This is a genomic window from Mesorhizobium sp. M7D.F.Ca.US.004.03.1.1, assembly GCF_003998635.1.
GTDB classification, from domain to species: Bacteria; Pseudomonadota; Alphaproteobacteria; order Rhizobiales; family Rhizobiaceae; genus Mesorhizobium; species Mesorhizobium loti.
This window is the reverse complement of the sequence record NZ_RZQG01001225.1, coordinates 1-1447: the sequence shown is the minus strand read 5'-3', so window position 1 is coordinate 1447 and position 1447 is coordinate 1. Positions and strand designations below refer to the sequence as shown.

2 protein-coding genes are annotated in these 1447 nt (G+C 58.9%); both read right to left on the bottom strand.

What is annotated here, in order from left to right; all coding sequences use genetic code 11:
- Window positions 1–115: 115 nt before the first annotated feature.
- Window positions 116–736, bottom strand: coding sequence for a Tim44/TimA family putative adaptor protein (locus EN935_RS35815; protein WP_127374217.1), 621 nt, complete (start codon window positions 734–736; stop codon window positions 116–118).
- A gap of 61 nt (window positions 737–797) precedes the next feature.
- Window positions 798–1447, bottom strand: a 650-nt coding sequence (locus tag EN935_RS35810) for a cbb3-type cytochrome c oxidase subunit I (protein WP_206534661.1), incomplete at its 5' end; no start/stop codon positions are given.

The window sequence follows — 1447 nt, the reverse complement described above, 5'->3', positions numbered from 1 at the left end:
CTTCGAAACCATGTTGATCGACACATCGGCAACGCGGGAGATCGACCGCATGGACGATCTCTCGCAAAGCATGGTCTCGGATGTCAGGCAGGCTTATCGGACGAAAACATACTTGTTATTCGCCTTCCGTGGCGATTAACATCCAATTCCGCTTCGTTGACCGGGTTTCACAGGCGAACGTCCACGTATCGATCACCTCGACAAGCTGCCGGGGATCGCCGGCGACGATCGCATCGTTGGCCGAGCGTGTGACGCTGACGACGTCGGAAACGTACCGAACAACAACCTCAGCGGTACCTTCCTCCTCGAGAGTATCGACCACCTTTGCTTCGCTGATGCCGATGAAGGTGAGTTGCAGCGTCTCCTCGCGATCCCGGCGTCCGGCAATCGCTCGCTCGAAGGTATCAAGCACTTCCGGCCCGACAAGGCGCTTCAACGTCTGGATGTCACTGTCCGCATAGGCCCGCAGGATAATTTCATAGGCTGTCTTGGCGCCAGCCAGAAACGCGGCGACGTCGAAATCCGGTTCGATCTTTCGAATCCCATCCAAGGAGGTGTCGGCGGAGGGCGTGCGTTCGTCATTGCCGGTCAGTTGGTCCGCCGGCGCATCGTCCCGTTTGGCCTTGTCGTTGCCTGGGCGCGGCTGAGTTTGGCCCCAACTGCTCAGCAATGCCCAATAAAACGCGATGATCCCCACGAGCAGGATGTGGTTGTTTGGATCTGTGGTTTCGTTCATGACGTTCTCCCGACAAGATGTCGACGCGACAGCAGGCGTCGATTTGGAACAGGAGGCGAAGCTAGACAATGCGCGGCAGCTTCTCCCACTGATGGAAGGGCGGCGGCGATGGCAGTTGCCATTCGAGCGTGGTCGCCCCTTCGCCCCATGGATTGGCGCTGGCCTGGCGTCTGCGGCTGAAAGCTTCCGCCACCGTGATGAAGAAGACGACAAGTCCGGCCGTTGATATGTAGGACCCGATCGACGACACGAAATTCCAGCCGGCGAAAGCATCGGGGTAGTCCGCGTAGCGTCGCGGCATGCCGGCCATTCCGAGGAAATGCTGCGGGAAGAAGACGAGGTTGACGCCGATGAACATCAGCCAGAAATGCAGCTTGCCCAGCGTTTCGCTATACATGTAGCCGGTCATCTTCGGGAACCAGTAATAGAAGCCGGCGAAGATGGCGAAGACCGCGCCCAAAGACAGCACATAGTGGAAGTGGGCGATCACAAAATAGGTGTCGTGGAACGAGCGGTCGATGCCGGGGCTGGCGACCATGATCCCGGTGACGCCGCCAATGGTGAAGAGCAGGACGAAGCCGAGAGCCCACAGCATCGGCGTCTTGAACTCGATCGATCCTCCCCACATGGTCGCCAGCCACGAAAACACCTTCACCCCGGTTGGAACGGCGATGACCATTGAGGCGAAGGCGAAGTAGCGCTGGGTGTCGG

Excerpts from the sequence above, each read along its gene's own strand:
- EN935_RS35815 (WP_127374217.1), bottom strand. The coding sequence starts at position 736 with ATGAACGAAACCACAGATCCAAACAACCACATCCTGCTCGTGGGGATC.